Origin of the sequence: Lelliottia sp. SL45, assembly GCF_026672535.1 — a bacterium.
Taxonomy (GTDB): domain Bacteria; phylum Pseudomonadota; class Gammaproteobacteria; order Enterobacterales; family Enterobacteriaceae; genus Enterobacter; species Enterobacter nimipressuralis.
The window spans coordinates 24,504-43,857 of the sequence record NZ_JAPPRH010000009.1 but is presented as its reverse complement, the minus strand read 5'-3'; the positions used below and the strand labels follow the sequence as shown (position 1 = coordinate 43,857).

Sequence of the window (19,354 nt, the reverse complement as noted above, 5' to 3'; positions counted from 1 at the left end):
TGCTGTCTTCGTTTGATTATTTTTATCGCGAATTTTAAAAAGGCATTTCAATATACAATGATTATATCGATTATGTGCCGCGCAGGAATTAAGGCAGCTTTAGTGAATTCAACGTAATGTTATCGTAAACTTTACAGGCGTCGTGGCATCAAGGCCTTTAGGGATCCCCGATGGAGAGTAGAAATCAGCTGCCAGTCCATAAATAACAGCTTCACCGCCTTTTAGGGCTTTTGTTATAGCCACTGTTATGAATTCAGGCATCTCATCTTGCGACATAACATGGTTATTAAGACTGTTCATGAGTATTTTCCCGTCCAATAAACTTTCCCGAACGTCAAAAGTAATTCGCTCATCCTTTCCGTATTTTTCACGACCCTGCCTGCTGACAACGAGATACAAACTCCCCTGCAGCTTCGTGCTTTTTTTGGCTGCAATTTCCTTTTTGATTCTGGATAGTGCGGACTTTACCCCTTTTTCAATTTTGCTATTAAATTCATTAATGGTATTTTCAATTTCTCTGTTTTTTAACGCAGTATTACCTCTTTGCGCATCATGAATACCTGCCATTATTGTTTTAATATCGATAGATATATGATTGCTTTTGTAATGTGTAATCTCCTGCTGAATGTTACGGAAAAATGCCACACCTAGTGAATATGCGTATTTATCTTCTGGTGTTGCAAGTTTTACTTTTGCTGTGCCCGAATCAGCAGCCAGAGGTTCTGCTTTTTTTGTCAGCAGTTTAACCTTTTCATTTAGTTCTGCTACCGACTTTTCTGCCTGCACCTTATCCTGCATCAGGGAGGCCATCTTTGCGTCGAGCAGTTTTTTAGACTCTTCCTGTCCTGCAATGCCCTTTGACATCGCAGATTCAAGCTCGCTGTTACGTCGGGTTAGCACGGTGATTTTTTCATTCAGCGCATTCACTGACTTTTCTGCCTGTGCCTTATCCTGCATCAGGGAGGCCATCTTTGCGTCGAGCAGTTTTTTAGACTCTTCCTGTCCTGCAATGCCCTTTGACATCGCAGATTCAAGCTCGCTGTTACGTCGGGTTAGCACGGTGATTTTTTCATTCAGCGCATTCACTGACTTTTCTGCCTGTGCCTTATCCTGCATCAGGGAGGCCATCTTTGCGTCGAGCAGTTTTTTAGACTCTTCCTGTCCTGCAATGCCCTTTGACATCGCAGATTCAAGCTCGCTGTTACGTCGGGTTAGCACGGTGATTTTTTCATTCAGCGCATTCACTGACTTTTCTGCCTGTGCCTTATCCTGCATCAGGGAGGCCATCTTTGCGTCGAGCAGTTTTTTAGACTCTTCCTGTCCTGCAATGCCCTTTGACATCGCAGATTCAAGCTCGCTGTTACGTCGGGTTAGCACGGTGATTTTTTCATTCAGCGCATTCACTGACTTTTCTGCCTGTGCCTTATCCTGCATCAGGGAGGCCATCTTTGCGTCGAGCAGTTTTTTAGACTCTTCCTGTCCTGCAATGCCCTTTGACATCGCAGATTCAAGCTCGCTGTTACGTCGGGTTAGCACGGTGATTTTTTCATTCAGCGCATTCACTGACTTTTCTGCCTGTGCCTTATCCTGCATCAGGGAGGCCATCTTTGCGTCGAGCAGTTTTTTAGACTCTTCCTGTCCTGCAATGCCCTTTGACATCGCAGATTCAAGCTCGCTGTTACGTCGGGTTAGCACGGTGATTTTTTCATTCAGCGCATTCACTGACTTTTCTGCCTGTACCTTATCCTGCATCAGGGAGGCTATTTTCGTGTCGAAATTTAATTTAAAATTAGCCAGTTCTGCATTTTTTTTGGCTGTGACACTCTCAAGCTCGCGGCTTAGCGTGGTGATTCTTTCGTTGAGTATTGACTTCACGCTATTTGAATTTTGCTTTTGATCAGGCATCGCAGAGTCGTGGCCTTTAGCAGCCTTCATGGCGTCCTCCTGAAGTGCCAGTCTCTTAGACAGTTCAGCTTCAAGCACTTCATTACGCCTGGTCAAATCATTGATTTTTTTGTTAAGCGCTGAAGCGGAGTCTCCAGCTTTTAAAGTTGGTGAAGCCTGCTGTGCAGATGGGGCGATTTTTATACTTTCTGGTTGAGCCTTTACCTGCTCAACTGACGAGGAACCAGGTGAAGATTGCTTTTTCACTGATCTGGATTTGGTTAACTTTCCGGACGTTCTTTTTTTTGGTGAATAATTTTCATTTTTTGTTTTTTTCTGTACGTGTGACGGCCTTATTTCAGGTACGACTGAGGTGTGCCGAGACTTTTCTGATTCAGACAAGGAGATGGGTTCTGGTGTGTTTTCTGAAGGAATCTTAATTTCATTAATGCTGTTTAAAAAGTCATCAGAGCTTCTCGCAAGTGTTTCGCCGTTCATGATAACCAGTGCACTTAGTAAGAACGCATTTTTCGCACGCATGCTCATTTAATATTGCTCTCACGATTCATGTCAGATGAGTCGCCAGATTTGAGTTCAGTCAACATTGATTGTGATATTTTATTACAAAAATCATACACTCTGAATTCATAGTATGGGGTAATAGTTACACGTGTTTTTTCAGATATTTTACCAGAGATTGAAGAATAGTACTTTGCATCTTTAATGAGCCGATATAATGAATTGACCTCATTGATGTGTTTATTGCTCATTTTAACAAGGGCATCAGCTTCATTCAGACAAGCCTGCAAATCTGCTGTTTTGCCTTGTGCTGAGCCTGCTGGCGCGGTCTCTGGGCTTTGAGATTTATTGTTATTTTCTGCGCATGCAGACAGACACAGAATCAAAAGCGCATGCCCTATTTTTGATTTGTACATTGGTTCAGACACCTTACATGGCAGACATTTTCTTGTTGGAAAAAATTGAACAATCTTGTCGCTATTGTGATTATATTCTGTTCGGGCATCACATCTAATTTTATTCTATCGCTATACATATCAATATAATTGTTCATTTAAGAATATACATACCGATAAAATAGCGCATGGCGTGTGTACCTTCAGCAAACCAACCACAATCAATGACAAATGAACTCGTCCCAGAACATGAACCGAAAAATTTAATGGCCTGATGGCGTTTACATACAGAATGACAATTGCTGGCTCGCATGAGCTGACCGTAGTCTGCCCCACGCACTACGCACACTGAAGCTGGCTGACGAGTAAATGGCCGATAGACTGGCCACATGAATTTCCAGACAGTTAGTATCACTTAAGTTATTGATAGTCTTGATACTAGTTTTTAGACTAGTCGCTGGAGTCCTGATGATTGATGTTTCAGGTTCAGAGAAGCGCAGACGGCAAAGTGTTCAGGGAAAAATCGTTATTGTTCAGCAAAGCTTTGAACCCGGAGTGACCTTGTCGCTCGTCGCCCGTCAGCATGTCGTTGCTGCCAGTCAGCTGTTCCTGTGGCGTAAGCAGTATCACGAAGGCACCCTCACAGCTGTTGCCGCTGGAGAACAGGTTGTGCACGCGTCGGTGCTGGCATCAGCGATGAAGTAAATTAAAGAGCTGCAGCGCCTGTTGGGCAAGAAAACCATGGAAACGGGCTTTTGAAAGAAGCCGTTGAATATGGCCGACAAAAAAAGTGGATAGTGCACTTGTTGCCGGAGGGTGGCGAATAAGCCTTTACAGTCGTTGCCTCCGGATCTCACGTGCGTACCTGCATGCCATTGCCCGTCTGTCGAAGGACTGGCAGGATTGTCGGTGCAAGCGCAAACCTGATAATACAGAAGAGCTGGCCAGTATCCATTGCGCTATCGGCGATCTGCCCGCCTATGGTTATCGCCGGGTATGGGCACTGCTGTGCGGACAATCAGAAACTGACGACATGGCGATGATCAATGCCAGACGTGTATACCACATCATGCGTCAGAATGCGCTGCTGCCTGAGCGTAAACCGGAAATACAGTCATCGAAGCGGGCGCATACAGGTAAAGTGGCCGTTGGAGAAAGTAACCAGTGATGGCGCTCTGACGGCTTCGGGTTCAGCTGTAATAACGGTTAAAAACTGCGGGTCACGTTCGCGCTGGACTGTTGCGATAGCGAGTCACTGCACTAGGCTGCCAGTTCCGGTGGATATGACAGTAAAACCGTGCAGGCCGTCATGCCGGGTGCAGTGGAGCGTCGCTTCGGTAACAGCCTGCCGGCATCCCCAGTTGAGTTGCTGAAAGGCAATGGTTCAGCCTACCGTCCTTATCAGACGCGTCAGTTCGCCAGAATGGTAGGACTTGGCCTAAACATACGGCAGTACGTAGCCCGGAAAGCAACGGGATGGCGGAGAGCATCGTGAAAACGATGAAGCGCGATCACATCAGTATCATGCCAAAAACTGACGCGTTGACAGCGGTAAAGAATCTTGCAGAGGCCTTCGAACATTACAACGAATGGCATCCTCATAGTGCACTGGGGTATCGTTCGCCACGGGAATATCTGCGGCGGCGAACCCGTAATGGGTTAAGTGATAAAAAGGGTATGGAAATATAGGGGGCAAACCAGCAGAACTCCCTATCCGCCCCGCCGGGGAACTTTGCCGTACCGATGCCACATATCACACCTGACGTAAGAGGTTTGGCGGTACAGGATGTGTACGAGGTTACGCGCCTGAAGTCGCTTGATGAAGAGAACGCCCGACTCAATAAGCTCTGGCAGAAACCATGCTGGATATCAGGGGACACATCCAGGGGGCTCCTGGGCGAAAGTACTGACGGCAGACCAGAAGCGGGAACCCATGAGGTTGATGTGTGATACGACTGGTCTGTCGCAACGTCGTGCAAGCAGGCTGGCAGGCTTGTCCTTGTATAGACTTGCCGTTATTCTGCTCAGTATCCCGTTGCTGACGCGCACCTATCTCCAGGCATCACAGAGCAGGCACTTGAACGCCAACGTTTTGGTTACAGGCGTATCTGGTTGCTTCTGCGGCGTGAAGGTCTTTTAACGCATCTGTTACCTTAATTGCCTGAGTGTTAAAGACAGACGACATCGTAAAGGGCCGGGAACAGAACGTCTGCCGCTGCTCCGCTCGGCAGCACCCAATCTTAACTTGTCTAAGTATTCGTCATGGCTGAGCTGGCAACCGGTCCAGGGGGCAAGTGCCTGAGCTGCGTGGATGAGTTCCCGAAAGCGTGCTCTTGCCTTCGGGAACTCAGGCATTCAGTAAATCCCCCCCCCTGAAATACCAATGGTTTATCCTAATGAGGATTATTCTGAATATCCATGACCTGCGCCGGGCTTTACTTGTCAACTGTGTCAGTGAGAAGAATTTTTTTCAGTGCTATCAGCTCAGGCCACGCTGCATTCCATGCACTCCATGCTTCTCTCACGTGCACCGAACGGGTAAACTTCATTTTTTTCAACACTTTTTTTCGATACGTACTGACTGTTGATATGTTCAGTCCAGTCTCTGCCCGGAGTGTATTTGTACCGCCGCCACAGCAGAGGATACTGAATATCATGGTCTCAGTTAATGACATTTTTACCCTCGAATATGATGGGGCGGCGTTCAGATCCTTAATGCCAGTCAGTTGTGATATGAACCGTCTCAGTGAAATGTTTTTTTCAAATTTATAAGCGTTACTGCCGATCATTGAAGTAAACGGACACGTGAAATCAGATGAAAAAAGCATACTTTGATGCATTACCCAGGCGTACTTTATCCCGGCATCTATAATAATTAGTGGCTCACACGACTTGCTCATTTTAAATGCCTCTGTGACGCCCTGTACGAAGTACCTGTCATTTGATATCACTAACATGCGTCATCCTCTATAGCGTAACATACTCTTTTTATCTGGATTTCAGGGGGGGGCAATGTAATTAATGGCAGTCGGTAAACTACAGCCTGAAAAAATTGTGTTTTGACATACTTAAAGACACTATAAGTTACGCGCATACAATGTTTAAGTTTGAAAACAGATAGAAACCGAACCGGGAATCATTTTTTATTGCTATAATAAGGACGAGGTTGTCACATTGTCTTCCATAACCCTCCTCAGCCTAAGGGCAATAATTGCCTGGTTACAGACTAACCCAATGTCCATGGTGGTTTGTTCAGAATTACAATGCTGATTGATTTAATTTATTTACACGTAAGAATCAAGTCGTGCTAAATTTTCCTTAGTTTCACCTGAAGGTAAAACTACCATCCCTGTTTGTACTCTTTTATAATTATTTTGCCGCACCGTGTGCGGCTTTTTTTTGCCAGAAGGTCAAATACGCACTGCACGTACACAGTATCAGTTCTTAATGCCATTTGAATATAATTGAGTTGCGCGTCTTTCGCCTTTAATTAATGCATTAACAGGGTCTAAAATGAATCTTGCCATTGTTTTTTGCGTGCTTGCATTTCCACAGGCTTCAATTTTTCTTTTTTTCACGTGCTCCATTGCATCTTTTTAGTACTGGTAAGGTTGCGGGAACGCATGTTACATATCTCCCTCTTTGACAATACTCTCGCTCCGCGGAAATTAATGGTTGCTCCAGTCGTCATTCAAGGCAATATCTCTGTCTTAATACATTTTCATTATGCTGTTTTTTCTACCGACAGGGAAATATTTTTAGATGACTCCATTCGTTATATTTACCAGCCACTCAGAATATTGCTGACATAATATCCGAGCGCTTACATTTATGGTCGGAAGTAGCCTTGTATTGACACCATGGTTACGTTTACCCGGTGTTAAACACTCAATTTCGATGATTGGTTCTGATTAGGTAAGCATTATTTACTCCTCATAACACAAAGCATCGTATATATCCCCCTTCGTTTTATGTAACAGACGCTATACTCAACGAAGCGCCTTCGACGGCAACGATATTATACCAGATTTATTTTTGATAATAAGAACGTATCAATAAAAAAAAGAAATTTGATGCTCCACTGACTCATATCGCCATTTTTATTCAACTGATTCACTGAACGACAACTCACTTGTATTATGAATGTCGGGGGCGACAGTATTGTGGTAAAAGTCAATAAGCGCTATCTTCTTCTTTGATCTCAGTTGGTATTGGTTGTCCTGAGATGGAGCCCCCTTCAAATTAAGGTTACAACTATGCTGACACAGGGGGTTATTAGGCGCTCTCTCTGAGTGGTAATACGCAATCGAAGCCTGCGTAATGTACGCAGTATTGCGGTAAAGTTTTCAGTCTCACCAGGACACTGCATTGCTTTAAGTCGCTTTCTGCAGGTAAATGATTCAAATTATACTGGCTGTACAGTGAACTTCAGTAACCTGAATTACCGGGAGCCGTTTCAGACCATGCAGCCTTACAACTGTTATTACTTTATGCCGTTCTGTATACCGGAAAGAAAAAATACTACCAGCTTTCCTGATAGTGGTAAGACTCGTTTCTGATTGTTGCATCTCTATTGCAAAAAAAACGCGCTCAGCATCACAATTACCATCTTTTTGTTAAATTTCATTTCAAAAGTTGTTAACACGCACTATATTCATGGTTTTATTAAGCATAAGTTAAATCTCTATCTCATAATGGAAATGAGGATTGCTATGGATATGTATTGCTCCAGACATGCAGCTTCGATCATTACGAATGCATTCGAGAATATGAATTGTTATCATCTTCTGGCTGCTGCCGGAAAACAAAATATTCATTTTCGCAACCGTGGGGAGCAGTTTATTTACTGTCTGCGTTCAGGAGATGCTGAAGTTCGTCGCTTATCTGATGACACCATTGTGTCTTACCTGAGAGCGCCGGTTGTTTCAGGGCTGACTCTTCTACCTGGAGGGCGTATCTATCACTACCTTAAAACAACCATGCCTGCAGAACTGATTGTTGTCAGACACGACCGCGGCCTTGAGGTTATTGCAGAACTAAACCTCTGGAGAGAGGCTTATTTAGTGACATCGGATGTCGCAAATATGTTTTTTATACGGGATGAGGCCTGCGCTTCCAGAAATGTATATGGCCTTGTCAGGCAGCACCTGGAAATGTTGTGGGAAATGGATGAAACTCAGCGCGCCAGGACTTCGGTATTTGAATTCATTCTGAACAGGACTGCGATATCGAGGAGTTCTTTAAATAAAATACTCAAAGATTTGAGTGCTGGTAAGTATATACAGATGCATCGCGGCAAGCTTCTTAAAAAAGAAACACTGCCACATAATTATTAATGTGGTGGTCTACTGGAAGGAAAGGCATCATGTGAAATATCATAATAAATAAATGCGGATTTGTCACAGCACTGACCGAACCTTAAAGCAGAGCACGCGAAAATAATATTTTAAGGTGTTTTTTTATTTCTCCTGATATGATGTTCATCGTTGCGCATGCAGACTAAACATGCGCAACGATGGCATTAAAAAAGATATGAATCAATTGGATTCAAATATAACCCTGTCATTGAGTTGTTGCACAGGGCGGTTATTTGAATGTCCAATTATTTCATTTAAAGAAAAAATCTGTGAAGCAGAAGCTGTTACTGGAGACTTCATCACTAACCACTTAACATCTTCACTGCAAGGCGGCGTAGTCAGTGAGCCTTCGTATGAATAGTAGTCTTTAAAAAACGGGAAAAGGCTTTCTACTGAAATACGTTCATCAATGCTCGCACTTTGTCCAGCATCTGAAGGCGCGTTTTCAATTAATCCTGCAATCGCTGAATTACTCAGCCCCTCTTTCACCATAACGGCAACAACTGCAAGCCTTCCTTCTTCGTTCTTGTGTACGAAGTGAAACTCAAGCGGGAAAGGCTGGCCCTCAATGGTGTTTTCTGAAGGGGTATGGACGTGAAACTGTACAAGTTTGAACTGTTGTTCGTTCAATGCCACAGATGAGCCTCCAGGCGCAGAAACCTGAATAGTATGACCATTATTCTGTATAGTCTGTTCCACCAGGCTGAAGTTCAGTGTGGCAGGGAGGCTTTTTTGCGTAACCGTTTGTGTGATATTGATTGGGGATTGTTTCATACCTTTCTTGCAAAGTTTATAATCTTCACTCAGTTCGCCCCAGTAAGCTGGCCCTGATTCGCCTTCATAGCCCCAGTGAGGCTCATGATGTGATGTCGCAATGGATGAGGATGAAAGACATAACAATAAAAAAAAAGAAGATGGTTTATACAAAATATTTACCTGATTTTTCAAAATTCACATCCCTATATAATGCCATCTCAAAGCTTTAATTTACATAAGCAGCCCACCTTTCTTTTGCATTTCACCCACCTCTAAAATGCAATTGGTTATGTTTTATTTTGACACCCTCATCGGCTTATATTAATTTTTGCGTTGCGATTGATTTATTTTAAGGACTTACACTGATTAAAGAAAAATACTGCCTGGAGAGGGGGGCTGAATTATCAGTCGCCATCTGGATTTGAGACAGACAGGAGAAAGGGAACGCTGATAGTGAAAGAAACGACATTACTAATTGAGTGTGGCATCTAATACTGAGGACAGGTCAATTTCAACTGTATCCCGGCACCTGAACAACTTATGCAGCCTGACTTAATTGAGATTGCACCTGATTCCGGGCGCCCGGTTTTTCTTTATACTCAATGGTTTTTATTAATCAATGTAGTCAATAATGTCTCGCTTTAAGTCATCCGCATTTTTATATTCATTGAAGTGGTAGCATTCTGCTTTCGATGCCAGACTCTCAATAACTGCGTTATCCTGCTTATTCCCTCGGCGAGACATACTCTGGACGATGCCACTATCCTTTCATTATCTTTATTATCGCGACATCTGATAGTGCTGCGTATTACTCAGCGGTCTCCTTCACGGTAATGTGCCGTGGCGTCCTCCTCCGGGTAAATAATAAATTCTGAAGGTTTTCTCCAGCGCTTACGGTACTCGCCGGGTGAAAGGCCAAACTCCCTTCTGAAGCAACGATAAAAGGTTGAGATATCCTCAAAACCAAGTCCTAATGCGATATCTGATATGCCAGTATCATTTTCACGCAGCAAGCAGGCTGCTGCCCCCAGCTTTCGTCTGCAAATGTAGCGGGCAATTGGCTCACCGGTTACAGATTTGAACGTACGCTGCAGATAAAATTTAGAGTAGCCAGACCTTATGACGATATCCTTTACCGACATTGGTTGATGAATGTTCACCTCAATCCAGTTAAGTATTTCGTGAACGACCCTTCTTATATTGCTCATCGTGTCGGAATGCAGCAGATTAATTTCTGATGACATAATGCCCCCTCATTTACAGTATCTAATGCCAAATTATAAAAATGAGAAATCAATGCGATTTTCATTTTACATTTTTTTAAGCATGCATTTCACGGTTAAAATTTCCGCCACTTTAACCGCTGTTTTAAGTGCCGCAGAAATTCTTTCCGTCGTTATTAATACAAGCACGTAAAACAAGACAGCCAGACCCGAATTCAACTGCGGCATGTTGACATTAGCACTGATAAATATAATCACGACATGCTGAAGAAGCATAATAATGTACGCCCTGGAGGCAAGCTCGGAAACAATATTATGGAGTCTGAGTCGAGTAAAAAAAAAGTTAATAACGGGATAGCATGCATGTAAGATAAACAGAAATGACACTGAAAAAATCAGACTGCGCGGTGCAAGCGGGAAGAGGACGTGCCTGATTGATTTCTGTGACAAGCCAGCCATTATGCACCCGGTAAGAATCACCGCAATGCCCGTCACGGCAAGCAGGCCACGCCATTTTAAGAACCAGGGCAGAAAATGTATAAACAGCATACCGGACGCAAAGTCACTTATTCGCACCTTAGCTGACCAGTACGGGTTTACGACGGTGCTATCGTAACAAAGGATGCTGATGACAAGTGCAGTCATCATCGTCAGAAACGGTTCCAGTTGAATTGCACGGAAAACAAGTGGCGCGATGGCATAATGCAGAATTATACAGCCGACAAACCATTCGCCGGTAAGATAAGCAGTCTCCACTCCCCACACGCCATGCAGGTAGTGGTCAATGCCTGCGATCGAGGGAAGTAACGAGATAACGCTTCTCTCGCCATTCATCAGTTGCTCCAGCGGATTTCCCGGGTAGCGGAAGTAAAGCCCCAGGACTATAAGCGCGAGGCCTGCTGTAAAATACACCACGTTGTAGGGTATAAGGACCGAACAGGTCCGCCTGACGTAGTATTCAGACAGGCTGTAACGTGTAAGAGAAACATATGCCAGCGCGCCCGATATCATAAAAAAAAGTGAGACGCCGAGCCGGCCGATCCCCCCCGTCAGATATTCGCGCGGGAAGGCAATCAGAATGCTGGCATCAAACATGTAGGCATAATGCGAAGTGATCACCAGCAGAACAGCAGTGAGGCGCAGGAAGTCTAAAAAGTTGTTGCGTGTTAAGAGCATTTTCAGGGTATTCACTATGTCGGTTGAGAGAATAATTTAGCGACCCAGACGGGGCATTGATGTTTTCTCATGTCGCTTGTGTACACCCTTCTGTAGACTCAGGACTATTGACTTTCTGGTGTTCAGAAAAGGGGCGCTTCTGCACCGTTGCTGAAATAAACGGCTACCAGCAGTTTTAAGGGCAGTGCAGTTTTTTTGCTGCCCGCCCGTATGCAGGTCAGGCTTTAGCTTAACGCGTACTTTAGGGATTCTGTTCTGAAAGGAATTACTCACGACACCTCCTGTCTTTCAGAGAAAAAATTAATCTGAAATATGCGCAGGCAGCCTGAGTAAATACAGAGCAACAGGGTATATCAGCTTGATAACATATTCCCGCGCAATATATCCGGTTGCCCGGCAGGGCGCCAGAATCAAGCATCGATTTTATTGGGTATGGTGTCATATAAAAATGTCTGTTGATCTTTGTGCGAATAACATTGTTTACATGCACCATGTATTCCCCTTCCGTTTCTTTGCTTCAGGAAGCCTTTAAGGATGAGCCACACCGGAAAGTAACGAAACCGCCATCAGCGCTGGACACTGGCTGAAATGCGCTACGTCGGGCAGGACTACGGCACGGTCAGAGTAATTGCTGAGGATCTGGGCCGTCCGCTGGCCGGCGTCCACATGATAGCTGGCATACTGTGATGCAGAGGGAAAGCCCGCTCCTGGACTGAAGCGCACCCACTACTACGCCCGTGGAAAAGGCATCACCCGGGTGATTGCCCGGGTAGCCTTAAAAATTAAAGCCTGCGAGCTGGGGCTTGCTTTCTGCGGTGAGGGGCTGCTGGGGCGCCAGCGGATGTGGCAGCCGGAAGAGTCGGCCCTGCTGAAAGCGAGCCTGCACCCAGGGCTGACTACGCCCATTCTGCCTTTTTACTGGACGCTCACAGCCGTCTCTCTGTAGCGCCTCAGAGGCCGTCAGAAGACGGTCTCAGGATAATGAAGTTCGGCTCTGCGACCTCAGACAGCAGAGCGAATGCAAACAGGGTATCACACACCACATCCGGCTCACCGGTAACCATGAAGGTGACCGGTGCCATCAGTCTGCCGGCGTCCGAGAACTGGCGCACCAGCTCTGATTTACGGACCAGCATCGCACGCTCCCCTGCATACTCTCTCTGAAGGCTCTCCCGCCGCCATTCCTTATCCGTCACCACCGCATTTATCCAGCCCTGCGATTTAAGCCGGTCAATGGCGAACGTCAGACGATGCAGTTCAGACTGCTCTTGCCCCTGACCATTGCTGGCGGTCAGCACGCCTTCCAGGCGCTGCTGAAGCTGCGCCCCTGCCCCTTTCTGACGCCCGAACCGCAGCAGGTCCTCAATTTCACCGGCAATGGCGCGGGAAAAGCGTTTCTGCCGCTGGGCTGTTCCAAGCCAGCGCATCAGGAAGGCATGTTCCATAAGCGGCGACTGTGCCTGTCCGTCGCGCTGTGCAAGCCTGAGCGCCACAAGAGCACACCAGGCGAAATGCCCCAGCGCGGGCAGGTTTTTTTCTGCAGTGAATATGTTGTTCTGTTTCATGGTGCTGGAGTATAAACGGAGGGGGAAAAGATGAAAGCCTTGTTTTGCTTAGCACCATCACTAACGGGCAAGTGACTGTTAAAACACCTCAAGCACCGCATGGTGAATCTACGAACGCTTTTGTCAGCTCCGAGTGTCGCGACAGGTTTTTCATCTTTTCACACAGCCAACTTTCCAGTGCACTAAGCAGCGGTTTCGTTTTCCGCTGACGTTCAGCAAGGCGTTGTTCTGCTGGCATTCCCCTTATGTCCGCTTCGATAGTGTACAACTGACCGCTCTGCCTCAGAGATTCTTCCGTCAGGGCTTACGGGGGGCGGACGTGCACATCGTGGATCTTTCTGCGGGGGGAACCCTGCAGGCGGCTTCCCTTATCCGGCCTTCACGGTAGAGCTCATTGAACCCGGCGTTACGATCGTCACGAACGTACGTCCACAGCCGCTCTGTTTTCGTCTTTTTATTGCCCGGCAACAACACCTGCATTGGCATATCGTCCGCATGGAGTTTGCCACCGGTCAGCACATAGCCCTGGAGGGCTTCGTCCAGCGGTGACAGTAATCGACTGCATACCCCACAGCACCTAACGGCTCAGTTCAACACCCTGACGGGCATGTATTTCTGACTGACGATACAGCGGCGTATGCTCTGAGTACTTTGAGGTGAGTACCCGGCCCGGCTATACCTCGTTCGATGGGGCGTGAAGGCGCAGGAGCCTGAACGATACTGTCACACTTCGTGCAGGCGTGTTTTTCGCGTACGGTGTGGATAACCCGGAAGGCACTGCGCACCAACTCCAGCTGTTCTGCTGCATCTTCACTCAGGTAACTCAACGAACCACCACAGTCCGGGCAACAGGATTCAGCTGGAAGCATGCGCCTTTTATCACGCGGCAGCGATTCGGGGAACGGTTTACGTGTACGGGTCTGGCGGAGTGGTCGTGGAACTGCGGGAGCGTCGGTCCGACCGGTGAGTGCATCACTTTCCTTCTGAAGCGTAACTGCAACTTCTTCACGCGCTGATGGCAATATATCCACTTAATGAGATGTCAGTGAGGCCCACGGGAAGCTGAAGATACACAGTGATGTGCACTCATTGCGTATTCTGGCGAAGATGAACGATGGTTATTACCCGATCTCGATGGATGTTATTAGGCGATCTCTCTGAGTGGTAATACGCACCTGGCGTGAACTATATCGCTGAACCAGTGCTCATTCAGACATTCATCGCGAAATATTATGTATAATCCCAGTTACTTTCATTACATCCAGGGCATCGTACTTTAAACCCTGAAACCAGTCCTGCAATAAAGTCTGGTTACGTAAGCCTGTTTTTTTTCAACTTTTGCCTTTCCTGTTCATCAAATAACAAGGTCTGCCATTTTTTATGTTGAGACGTCTTCATCGCAAGATTTACATTTAAACATGCGGGTTATTATTGTGGTTTTTTAGAACGCCGTCGATGAATGGGATGAGCTCGCTGAACTTAGGAGGCTCTACTGCTGGTTTTTTGTAGCTGAAGCCGTTGCGGTGCAGCAATTTATTCGTACCCGGCACGCTATAACGAATGTTACACCATTCTTCTGCAAGAGTAATGAAGGCCTGCGTGATGAACAGTGTCAGATAAGCCCTGAGGTTTGCGCTTCGCTGAGATGGCTTTGTAAGTAGCCATTTTCGGGGTTAAGTTTTTCATCATTAAGCCAGTCATTCAGATGGCGACTAACCGTCGCTTCATCAATCAGCTGAGATTTCAAGGTCATAACTGCAGCCCCCCATCAGCAGCAAGCAGGACGCAACGAATTCTGTCACGCATACGACAATCTCTGCTTTTGTGCAGCATCTCCTGTGCGATTCATTGCTCGGGCATCACATGAATATCCATGACGGCATTCTTGATCCTCATTCTTAACAAAATCAAGGACCTTCATTGAGCACTGGTATATAACCTGCTCTGGTCGAACTTGGTAAAAAAATTTCTGATACTGATCTTGACCCACCATCTCCGGACAGCTTTCCGAGCAAAAGTTAACGACACCTGAAACAACCAAAAATATCACTCAGAATGTTTTATTTTAAATTTTTGACTTTATTGCTGGTTGCTAGTCTTAAAACGAAAAAAATTTCGTTAACACAACATAGCAAAATTTTTCTCGCCTTAAAGCATATCTCAGAAGGGATTGTAAGAATGTCGTAACTGATAATAGTAAGGATTGAGGAAAATGTAGGGCTATCGACAAAGGAATTATTCATTGTCAGTCTGGAACAAAATGAACAATTATCTGCTCACTTTACGTTCCTAACAGCCAAGAATAACATGCGTTAAAATAAATAACCATCAAATGAGATGCGCGCATCTCGAACCAAAGGGAGTTTTACATGAAAAAGAATCTGATTGCTGCTGTGGTTGCCGGAGCTCTGTCCTCTTCTGCCCTTGCTGCTGACGGTAAAATCGAATTCGTTGGTGCTATCACCGATGATGCGTGCACCGTCACCAACAACATGAATAACCCGCTGCTCGTGACTCTGGGTACCGTTGCCAGTTCTGCCTTCACCACCGGTAACCGCAGTGCTGCACCGACCGAGTTCAAAATCAACCTGACCAACTGCCCGGATTCAGTAACCTCGGCACAAGTGAAGTTTGATGGCAAGGCAGATGACAACGACAACACCATCCTGCAGCTAACGCAAGAAACTGGCGTGGCAACCAACGTGGGTATTCAGTTAATGGATAAATCCAACGCCGTCGTGCCGTTGTACACCGCCTCTACCGCTTATGAGCTAACAGCCGGGACCAACGACCTGAAATTCGTGGCCCGTTACCTGGCAACCTCACTGCCCGTGAAGGCAGGCCCAGCGAACTCGACCAGCAACTTCACAATCGTTTACAACTAATCGATTGTCGCTTCCTCGCCACGTCTTGGTTGGGAAGTTATCCCTGCGGGCAGACTCCGGTCGACCCGCTTTTTTCGGAGTACGGAATTGTCATGAATACCGGGTTTAAAGTCATTTGCCTTTTTTTATTGCTGAGCAGCACCTTCGCTCAGGCGACCAACGTCGGCGGCGTCACCGTCGGTGGCACCCGCTTGATTTACAATGGTGGGAAAAAGGAGGCTTCACTGAGCGTCACCAACACGGACATCAACCCCTATCTGATCCAGTCCTGGACGGAGACCCAAAACGGTGGCGCTGAGAAAGCTCCCTTTATTATCACGCCTCCGCTGTTTCGCCTCGACGGTAACCAGAAGAACCTGCTGCGTATTGTGCGCACCGGCGGCAGCCTCCCGGAAGATCGCGAGTCGCTTTACTGGCTGAATGTCAAGTCCATCCCGAGGGGCAGTAAAAAAGAAGGGGTCAACACCCTGCAGATTGCGGTCAAGACCCGTATCAAACTGCTCTACCGCCCGCACGGTCTGAAGGGCGTGCCGGAAGACTTCACTAGCAAACTAACCTGGGCACAGAGCGGCAACCGGTTGACCGTCACCAACCCGACGCCGTTCGTTATGAACTTCCAGCAGGTCAAAGTCGGCGGACGTGAGGTCAAGGACATCACCTACGTGCTCCCTATGGGCCAGGCCACCTTTACCGTCCCGGCCAATACGAGTGGCCCGGTCAGTTGGAAAATCATCAGTGATTACGGGGGCATCGGCGCAGAGCACACATCAATGCGCTGATAGCATGTTGATGCTGAAGATAGGTATTCAGGAGCGAGAGGAGTAGCGAAGGATCAACAATAAAAATAAATTCCGAGTGCGCTTGAGCCATTTGGCACACCTGGTGGCAGCTCAGATGGCCCTGATGTCCGGGACAATGATGACGGCACAGGCGCGGGACTATTTTAACCCCGCCCTGCTTGAATTGGGGACGCAAGGCCAGAACGCAGTAGACCTCAGCACCTTTGAAGACAAGGGCGGTCAGTTGCCAGGTATCTACCGGGTTGACCTATTCCTCAACAACGAAATGATGGACACCCGTAACGTGGAGTTCCGGCTGGGCAAAGACGGCAAGGGCAATGAGACACTGCAACCTTGCATCCCGGTCAGCGACCTGGCCAGTTGGGGCGTGCTGGTCAAAAAATTCCCGGGTCTTGGAGCACCGGGCGGTGCCTGCGCCAACCTGGAGGCCATTCCTCAGGCCAGCAGCGATTTCCACTTTCCACGCCAACAGCTGTTGCTGAGCTTTCCGCAGTCGGCGGTCAACAACTACGCCCGTGGCTGGGTGGATCCTAAGTCGTGGGATGAGGGCATTCCGGCTGCCCTGCTCAACTACAGCTTCACCGGTTCTAACAACTATGCAAAGAGCGGGCACGCCAATGGCAGCAGCAACCAGTACGTCAACTTGCGACCCGGTATAAACATCGGCCCGTGGCGGTTGCGCAACTACACCACCTGGACCCGCAGCAGCACCGAGGGTCGCAATGGACAGACCAACGACAAGTGGGACACGGTCTACACCTATGCCCAGCGCGAAATCATTGCCCTCGAGGGCCAGTTGACAGCTGGAGACACCACTACCGCGGCCGATGTGTTTGACAGTATCCCGTTTCGGGGGGGGCAACTGGCATCCGATGACGACATGTTGCCGGAAAGCCAGCGTGGCTATGCGCCGATTGTGCGTGGTATCGCCCGCAGCAATGCCCAAGTGACTATTCGCCAGAACGGTTATGTGATTTACCAGGCCTACGTGTCGCCGGGCAGCTTTGAAATCACCGACATGTTCCCGACCGGGGGCTCCGGTGACCTGAACGTCACTATAAAGGAATCCGACGGGAGCGAGCAGTTGCTGGTCATTCCATTTGCCTCACTGCCGGTGTTACAGCGTGAAGGCCGCCTGAAATATTCGGCCAACGCAGGGGTGTACCGCTCGTACGACAACAGCGTGGACAAGACCCCGCTGAGCGGAGGAACGTTGATTTACGGCCTGCCCGCAGGATTCACCATTTACGGCGGCGGCCAGTTTGCCAGCAAGTATCAGTCGCTGGCGGCGGGTGTAGGCAAGAACCTGGGCGATTTTGGAGCCCTGTCGGTCGACGTGACGCAGGCCTGGTCGAAACAGAAAGACCAACAGAAGGAAAACGGGCAGTCCTGGCGCGTTCGCTACAGCAAGAACTTCGTGACCACCGGCACTAAATTCTCGCTAGCGGGTTACCGCTATGCCACTGACGGTTACCGGGGCATGCAGGAAGTGCTGGACACCTACACCAGTGGCAATAGCTATTCTTTGCCGGAACGACGACGCAACCGTGCGGAGCTGACGCTGTCACAGGACCTGTGGCATGGAGGCGGCAACCTGGGTATAACCGCGGCGCGGGAAGACTACTGGAATAGCGACCGGCGTATGGAATCTTACGGGGTGAGCTACAACAACTCTTGGGACGGCATCAGTTACGGGGTCAACTACACCTACAACCGCAACTCGCAGGCGTCCTACGGCACCGCTGAGTCAGGCAAGAGCGACCGTACATACGACAAGGACCAATTGCTTGCGGTCAACGTGAGCGTGCCTTTGAGTAAGTTATTCGGGGACAGAAGCACAAACTACGTCAACTACATTGCCAACAGCAGCAAGAACGGTAACACCACCCACAGCGTGAGCGTGAGCGGCACGGTGTTGGAGTGCAACAACCTGAACTGGAGCGCGCAGCAAGGGTATGGCACGAAAGGCCAGGGCAATAGTGGCAGTGTCAATGCAGACTGGCGGGCCACTTACGGCGAAGTCAACGGCGGGTATGCGTATGACAACGACAGCCAACGCCTGAACTATGGTGTGCAGGGCGGCATTCTAACCCATGAAAACGGCGTGACGTTTGGCCAGCCACTGGGTGAAACCGTGGTCCTGGTTGCCGCACCTGATGCGAAAAGCGTCGCCGTGCAGGGCCAGACCGGAGTGAAGACCGACTTCCGGGGTTACGCAGTAGTGCCGTATGCCAGTCCGTACCGCAAGAACGACGTGACGCTCAATACTGAGAGCTTCGCCGACAACACCGAGGTGGCCATCACCACGCAGATCGTAGTGCCAACGCGGGGTGCAGTGGTCAGGGCGCGTTACCAGACCAGCGTGGGCAACCGGGTATTGATGACGCTTCTGTACCAGGGCGGCAAGCCGGTGCCGTTTGGAGCCATCGTGTCAGCCAGCGACAGCAAAGATGCTGAGGGTTTTATTGTCGGGGATGCTGGTCAGGTGTACCTAACCGGTCTGATGCAACGCGGCCAGTTGAAAGTGCAATGGGGCAGCAGCCAGGATGAACAGTGCCGCGTGAATTACAGCCTGCCACAAAATGTGAACGGGATTGCGACCATTAACGGGCAATGTCTATAAGTGGCTAACCAATAATTATAGTTTAATCCATAAGAGAGATTTTATATTTTATGAACGTAATAAATAAACGCATACGTTATTATTACTCAATGTATTTTTTTCTATCAATAATTTCAAAAGCATCTTGGGGGACTTGCACTTCACCAAATACAACTGTTAATTTCCCTGCTG

General features: G+C 47.8%; 14 protein-coding genes and 5 pseudogenes. 7 read left to right on the top strand and 12 right to left on the bottom strand.

The annotated features are described in order from the left end of the window. Positions 1–108 precede the first annotated feature (108 nt). Positions 109–2,430, bottom strand: coding sequence for an FKBP-type peptidyl-prolyl cis-trans isomerase N-terminal domain-containing protein (locus tag OVA10_RS23370; RefSeq protein WP_268196996.1), 2,322 nt, complete (start codon positions 2,428–2,430; stop codon positions 109–111). Then, on the bottom strand, positions 2,427–2,819 hold the full coding sequence (locus OVA10_RS23365; RefSeq protein ID WP_268196995.1) for a hypothetical protein: 393 nt from the start codon (positions 2,817–2,819) through the stop codon (positions 2,427–2,429). Before OVA10_RS23365 ends, OVA10_RS23370 begins: the two co-directional genes overlap by 4 nt. A 447-nt stretch (positions 2,820–3,266) precedes the next feature. Between OVA10_RS23365 and OVA10_RS23360 the strand changes: the two are divergent. Both OVA10_RS23360 and OVA10_RS23355 read left to right on the top strand, forming a co-directional pair. Further along, positions 3,267–4,487: pseudogene (locus tag OVA10_RS23360) on the top strand (IS3 family transposase). A 32-nt stretch (positions 4,488–4,519) separates the two neighbouring features. Continuing rightward, a pseudogene (locus OVA10_RS23355) lies at positions 4,520–5,129 on the top strand (IS3 family transposase); the annotation flags it as partial. Positions 5,130–5,233: 104 nt separating this feature from the next. Here OVA10_RS23355 and OVA10_RS23350 read toward each other — a convergent pair. Together OVA10_RS23350 and OVA10_RS23345 are read right to left on the bottom strand one after the other, a co-directional pair. After that, positions 5,234–5,755 (bottom strand): hypothetical protein, encoded by a 522-nt coding sequence (locus tag OVA10_RS23350; protein WP_268196994.1) that lies wholly within the window; start codon positions 5,753–5,755, stop codon positions 5,234–5,236. Between the two features lie 480 nt (positions 5,756–6,235). Beyond that, positions 6,236–6,376, bottom strand: a complete 141-nt coding sequence (locus tag OVA10_RS23345) for a hypothetical protein (RefSeq protein WP_268196993.1) — start codon at positions 6,374–6,376, stop codon at positions 6,236–6,238. A 1,134-nt stretch (positions 6,377–7,510) separates the two neighbouring features. Between OVA10_RS23345 and OVA10_RS23340 the strand changes: the two genes are divergently transcribed. Beyond that, complete coding sequence (locus OVA10_RS23340) at positions 7,511–8,134, top strand: helix-turn-helix domain-containing protein (protein WP_268196992.1); 624 nt, start codon at positions 7,511–7,513, stop codon at positions 8,132–8,134. A gap of 201 nt (positions 8,135–8,335) precedes the next feature. Here the strand turns inward: OVA10_RS23340 and OVA10_RS23335 are convergent, their stop codons facing one another. The 4 genes and pseudogenes from OVA10_RS23335 to OVA10_RS23320 form a co-directional block, all read right to left on the bottom strand. Beyond that, entirely contained in the window at positions 8,336–9,103 is a 768-nt protein-coding gene (locus tag OVA10_RS23335; protein WP_268196991.1) for a carbonic anhydrase, read from the bottom strand. 620 nt (positions 9,104–9,723) lie between these two features. Continuing rightward, positions 9,724–10,155: a helix-turn-helix domain-containing protein gene (locus tag OVA10_RS23330; protein WP_268196990.1), complete on the bottom strand. Its 432-nt coding sequence runs from the start codon at positions 10,153–10,155 to the stop codon at positions 9,724–9,726. Between the two features lie 66 nt (positions 10,156–10,221). Further along, positions 10,222–11,310 (bottom strand): acyltransferase family protein, encoded by a 1,089-nt coding sequence (locus OVA10_RS23325; RefSeq protein ID WP_268196989.1) that lies wholly within the window; start codon positions 11,308–11,310, stop codon positions 10,222–10,224. A 106-nt stretch (positions 11,311–11,416) separates the two neighbouring features. Beyond that, positions 11,417–11,583, bottom strand: a pseudogene (locus OVA10_RS23320) (type VI secretion system contractile sheath small subunit); the annotation flags it as partial. Positions 11,584–12,067: 484 nt separating this feature from the next. Here OVA10_RS23320 and OVA10_RS23315 point away from each other — a divergent pair. Beyond that, positions 12,068–12,256 (top strand): hypothetical protein, encoded by a 189-nt coding sequence (locus tag OVA10_RS23315; protein WP_268196988.1) that lies wholly within the window; start codon positions 12,068–12,070, stop codon positions 12,254–12,256. 4 nt (positions 12,257–12,260) lie between these two features. On the opposite strand, the gene OVA10_RS23310 is transcribed toward OVA10_RS23315, so the two are convergent. From OVA10_RS23310 to OVA10_RS23300, 4 genes and pseudogenes are all read right to left on the bottom strand, one after another. Beyond that, positions 12,261–12,875 carry a DUF2913 family protein gene (locus OVA10_RS23310; RefSeq protein ID WP_268196987.1) on the bottom strand — a complete coding sequence of 205 codons (615 nt, stop codon included), beginning with the start codon at positions 12,873–12,875 and terminating at the stop codon, positions 12,261–12,263. A 112-nt stretch (positions 12,876–12,987) separates the two neighbouring features. Then, positions 12,988–13,864, bottom strand: a pseudogene (locus OVA10_RS23305) (IS66 family transposase); the annotation flags it as partial. 480 nt (positions 13,865–14,344) lie between these two features. Next, positions 14,345–14,440: pseudogene (locus tag OVA10_RS26230) on the bottom strand (helix-turn-helix domain-containing protein); the annotation flags it as partial. A gap of 47 nt (positions 14,441–14,487) precedes the next feature. Next, positions 14,488–14,628, bottom strand: coding sequence for a hypothetical protein (locus OVA10_RS23300; RefSeq protein WP_268196986.1), 141 nt, complete (start codon positions 14,626–14,628; stop codon positions 14,488–14,490). 616 nt (positions 14,629–15,244) lie between these two features. Between OVA10_RS23300 and OVA10_RS23295 the strand changes: the two genes are divergently transcribed. The 3 genes from OVA10_RS23295 to OVA10_RS23285 all read left to right on the top strand — a co-directional run bounded on the left by OVA10_RS23295 (position 15,245) and on the right by OVA10_RS23285 (position 19,183). Then, positions 15,245–15,760, top strand: coding sequence for a fimbrial protein (locus OVA10_RS23295; protein ID WP_268196985.1), 516 nt, complete (start codon positions 15,245–15,247; stop codon positions 15,758–15,760). A 92-nt stretch (positions 15,761–15,852) separates the two neighbouring features. Beyond that, complete coding sequence (locus OVA10_RS23290; protein WP_268196984.1) at positions 15,853–16,539, top strand: fimbrial biogenesis chaperone; 687 nt, start codon at positions 15,853–15,855, stop codon at positions 16,537–16,539. 115 nt (positions 16,540–16,654) lie between these two features. Beyond that, on the top strand, positions 16,655–19,183 hold the full coding sequence (locus tag OVA10_RS23285; protein ID WP_268196983.1) for a fimbria/pilus outer membrane usher protein: 2,529 nt from the start codon (positions 16,655–16,657) through the stop codon (positions 19,181–19,183). The last annotated feature ends 171 nt before the right edge of the window (positions 19,184–19,354 follow it).

Coding starts and splice junctions, on each gene's coding strand:
- OVA10_RS23370 (WP_268196996.1), bottom strand. CDS start 2,430: ATGAGCATGCGTGCGAAAAATGCGTTCTTACTAAGTGCACTGGTTATC.
- OVA10_RS23365 (WP_268196995.1), bottom strand. CDS start 2,819: ATGTACAAATCAAAAATAGGGCATGCGCTTTTGATTCTGTGTCTGTCT.
- OVA10_RS23350 (WP_268196994.1), bottom strand. CDS start 5,755: ATGTTAGTGATATCAAATGACAGGTACTTCGTACAGGGCGTCACAGAG.
- OVA10_RS23340 (WP_268196992.1), top strand. CDS start 7,511: ATGGATATGTATTGCTCCAGACATGCAGCTTCGATCATTACGAATGCA.
- OVA10_RS23330 (WP_268196990.1), bottom strand. CDS start 10,155: ATGTCATCAGAAATTAATCTGCTGCATTCCGACACGATGAGCAATATA.
- OVA10_RS23325 (WP_268196989.1), bottom strand. CDS start 11,310: ATGCTCTTAACACGCAACAACTTTTTAGACTTCCTGCGCCTCACTGCT.
- OVA10_RS23310 (WP_268196987.1), bottom strand. CDS start 12,875: ATGAAACAGAACAACATATTCACTGCAGAAAAAAACCTGCCCGCGCTG.
- OVA10_RS23300 (WP_268196986.1), bottom strand. CDS start 14,628: ATGACCTTGAAATCTCAGCTGATTGATGAAGCGACGGTTAGTCGCCAT.
- OVA10_RS23295 (WP_268196985.1), top strand. CDS start 15,245: ATGAAAAAGAATCTGATTGCTGCTGTGGTTGCCGGAGCTCTGTCCTCT.
- OVA10_RS23290 (WP_268196984.1), top strand. CDS start 15,853: ATGAATACCGGGTTTAAAGTCATTTGCCTTTTTTTATTGCTGAGCAGC.
- OVA10_RS23285 (WP_268196983.1), top strand. CDS start 16,655: ATGGCCCTGATGTCCGGGACAATGATGACGGCACAGGCGCGGGACTAT.